Below are 4003 nucleotides of genomic sequence, written 5' to 3'. Positions count from 1 at the left end.
ACACGGCTCCGTCCGCCTCCAAGTCGTCGTCGGAGCCGAAAACAATTCCGGCCACAGGGAGGTGAGCATCCACTCCCGACCCGACCCCGACACCCCTACCCCCACCGCCACCGCCACGAACACCGAACCACCCTGGACATGCCACGCCACCGGCCTGCTCACGGTGGACAACACCACTCGACCGCCCGCTCCCTCGACCGCCTGGCCTCCGCCCGACGCGGTGGAGGACGACCTCGACGGCGCCTACGACCGGCTCGCCGAGCAGGGCTACGGCTACGGCCCCGCGTTCCGTGGCCTGCGACGCGTGTGGCGGCGCGGCGACGAGATCTTCGCCGAGGTAGAGCTGCCGGAACAACAGCGCTCCGACGCTACGGGTTTCACCCTCCACCCCGCCCTCCTCGACGCGGCACTGCACACCCTGCTGCCCGGCTTCTCCCTCCAGGAGGCAGCGGCCCGTTCCGTCCTGCCCTTCGCCTGGGCCGGCCTGCGCCTGCACGCCACCGGTGCGACCTCGCTGCGGGTGTGGCTGACCGTCACCGCCGCGACGGGCGGTGGGCAGGCTGGCCCCGCCACCACGTCGGTGTCGCTGGTGGCCACGGACCACACCGGCGCGCCGGTCGTGACGGTGGATGAGCTGGTCCTGCGTCCGATGGCACGGGAGGGGCTGCGGGGCGCGCCCACCGTCGTCGAGCACGATGCGCTGTACCACCTCGACTGGACCCTCCTGCCGGGCCGGGAAGCGGCAGGCACGGCCCGACTCGGCTCCGCTGCCGGCTCCGGCGCCCCGGTCGCCGACCCGGCGCCCTGGGCCGTACTGGGAACCGACGCCCCGCACCTGGCCGAGAGCCTGGGCTCGGCCGGGGCGCCCATCGTCCATGCGGACCTCGCCGCCCTGACCCGGTCGGTCGAGGCCGGCCACGGCCCCGTACCCTCCGCGGTCGTGCTGTGCGTCGCCGCATCGGACAGCGAGGGCGACGACGACGGCGGTGACGGCGTCGTCGGTGACAGGGACGGCGACATGGCACGACGAACCCACGAGGTGACCCTTCAGGTCCTCGACGTGGTGCAGTCGTGGCTGGCCGACGAGCGGTTCGGCAGCTCCCGGCTGATCGTTCTGACCCGCGGCGCGGTCACCACACCGGCCGGCACCGGCGCACCCGACGGCAACGACGCGTTCGGCGGCGGTGGCGCACCCGACGGCGGCGCCGGCGCACCGACCGCTCTGCCCGCCGCCGCCGTCTGGGGTCTGGTGCGTACGGCGCAGACGGAGCACCCGGACCGTTTCGCGCTCATCGACACCGACGCGCGGCCGGAATCGATGACGGCACTGCCCGCGGCGATGGCCGCGGACGAACCGCAGCTCGCGATCCGCGCCGGACGGCTCCTGGCACCCCGGCTCGCACGCAGCGCGGGCGTCGATGTCCTCGTCCCGCCCGCCGGGACAGCGCAGTGGCGGCTGGTCCTGGACGGCAAGGGAACGCTGGAGAACCTGAAGGCCGTCCCGTGCCCTGAGGTGATGCAGCCGCTCGGCCCCGGCCAGGTACGCATCGCCGTCCGTGCCGCGGGCCTGAACTTCCGGGACGTGCTCATCGCCCTCGGCATGGTGCCCGAGCAGCACGCCCTGATGGGCGCGGAGGGCGCCGGCGTGATCCTGGAGACCGGTCCGGGCGTCACCGACCTCGTGCCGGGAGACAGGGTCACGGGCTACTTCGACGGTGCCTTCGGACCGGTGGCCGTGGCCGACCGCAGGCTGCTCGCCAGAATCCCCGAGGGATGGACCTTCACGCAGGCGGCCTCCGTTCCGGTGGTCTTCCTCACCGCCTACTACGGTCTGGTCGACCTGGGCCACCTGCGCCCCGGCGAGTCCGTACTCGTCCACGCCGCGGCCGGCGGCGTGGGCATCGCCGCGGTCCAGCTAGCCCGCCACCTCGGCGCCGAGGTGTACGGGACGGCCAGCCCGGGCAAGTGGGACACCCTGCGCTCGCTCGGGCTGGACGACGCCCACATCGCCAGTTCCCGGACCCTGGACTTCCACGACCAGTTCCTCGCCGGCACCGGCGGCAAGGGCGTGGACGTCGTGCTGAACTCCCTGGCGGACGAGTACATCGACGCCTCCCTGCGACTCCTCTCCCAGGGTGGCCGCTTCCTGGAGATGGGCAAGACCGACATCCGCGACGCGGCGCAGGTCGAGGGGGCGCATCCGGGAGTGAGCTACCAGGTCTACGACCTGACGGCGCTCGCCCGCACCGCGCCCGGCAGCGAGGGCGCGGTCCCCGAACGCCTGCAGGAGATCCTCACCGAGGTCCTCGGCCTGTTCGAGCGTGGCGTACTGCGACCGCTCCCCGTGACCACCTGGGATGTGCGCCGGGCACCCGAGGCGTTCCGCCACCTGTCCCAGGCCAAGGCCGTGGGGAAGATCGTCCTGACCGTTCCCGCGCCTCTGGACCCCAAGGGCACGGTGCTCGTCACCGGTGCGACCGGAGTCCTCGGAGCCCTCACCGCCCGGCATCTGGTGACGGAGCACGGCGCACGCAACCTGCTGCTCGTCAGCCGCAGCGGCGCCCGGGCCGCCGGCGCCGCCGGGCTCGAAGCGGAGCTGCGGGATCTCGGCGCCCGGGTGACCGTCGCCGCATGCGATGTCGCCGACCGTGACGCGCTGGCCGCCCTGCTGGCCTCCGTACCGCCCGAACATCCCCTGACCGCGGTCGTGCACACCGCCGGCGTCCTGGACGACGGCGTGGTGACCGCCCTGACCCCGCGGCAGACGGAAACGGTGCTCAGGCCCAAGGTGGACGCCGCCTGGAACCTCCACGACCTGACCCGGCACCTCGACCTGTCGGCCTTCGTCCTCTACTCCTCCTTCGCCGGCCTGCTGGGCACACCCGGCCAGGCCAATTACGCCGCCGCCAACGCGTTCCTCGACGCGCTGGCCGCCCACCGCCGGGCGCAGGGCCTGGCCGCCACCTCCCTCGCGTGGGGCCTGTGGGCGGAGGCGAGCGGGATGACCGGACACCTCACCGACGCCGACCACCGCCGCATGGCCCGGAGCGGACTGCTCGCGCTGTCCTCGACGGACGGCACGGCGCTGTACGACGCGGCCCAGCGCCTCGGCGAGGCCGTCGTCGTGCCCGCGCGGCTCGACATCGCGGCCCTGCGGGCCCAGGGCGACGCCGTTCCCACCCTGCTGCGGGACCTGACCCGCGCGGCGGTGAGCGGCGGCGGCCGGCGGCCCCGGCTGGCGACCGCCTCGGACGCGGGCGGGGACAGCCCGGCGTCGTCCCTCCAGCAGCGGCTGCGGGACCTGCCGGAGCGGGAACGCATCCAGACGCTGACGGACCTGGTCCGGGCGCAGGTGGCCTCCGTCCTCGGGCACGGCAGTCCCGAGAGCGTGGACGAGGACCGGGCGTTCAAGGACCTCGGCTTCGACTCCCTCACCGCCGTGGAGCTGCGCAACCGGCTGGGCGCCGCCACCGGGCTCCGGCTGCCCACCGCCCTGGTCTTCGACCATCCGACGACCGGTGAACTGGCCCGGTACCTGCGCGAGCGGTTCACGCTGGACGAGGTCTCCGCGGCGGAGCCCGTACTGGCCGACATCGAACGTCTCAAGAGCACGCTGCGGGCGGCGCTCGCCGCCGACGACGGCACCGACCGCGACCGGATGACCGACGGCCTGCGGGAACTGCTGGCCCTGTGCGGCACCGCCCAGGGCGCCCGCGGCACCAAGGTCACCGACTCCGGCTCCCACTCCGACTCAGCGCACCGCTCCGACTCCGACTCCGACGAACCCGACATCGACTCCGCCAGCGACGACGAGCTGTTCGCGCTGGTCGACGAACTCGGCTGACTGGCTACCCAGGGGGAACACGTGGCTGACGAGGCGAAACTCCGCGACTACCTCAAGCGGGCCGTCGCCGACGCGCGCGAGGCACGCAAGCTGCTGCGGGAGGCGGAGGACAAGGCGTACGAGCCGATCGCGATCGTCGGTATGGCGTGCCGTTTCCCG

At 73.7% G+C, this 4003-nt stretch carries 2 protein-coding genes; both read left to right on the top strand.

Annotated elements, in window-relative coordinates:
• Positions 1-61: 61 nt before the first annotated feature.
• A complete protein-coding gene (locus ABEB00_RS19285; RefSeq protein WP_345621090.1) occupies positions 62-3844 on the top strand; it encodes an SDR family NAD(P)-dependent oxidoreductase in 3783 nt (1260 codons plus the stop codon).
• Between the two features lie 21 nt (positions 3845-3865).
• Positions 3866-4003: polyketide synthase docking domain-containing protein (locus ABEB00_RS36085; RefSeq protein ID WP_425586526.1), on the top strand; the 138-nt coding region annotated here is incomplete at its 3' end.

Source organism: Streptomyces ziwulingensis, assembly GCF_039542605.1.
Classification (GTDB): domain Bacteria; phylum Actinomycetota; class Actinomycetes; order Streptomycetales; family Streptomycetaceae; genus Streptomyces; species Streptomyces ziwulingensis.
The sequence above is the reverse complement of the archived record's forward strand: the minus strand, read 5'-3'. Positions and strand labels throughout refer to the sequence as shown.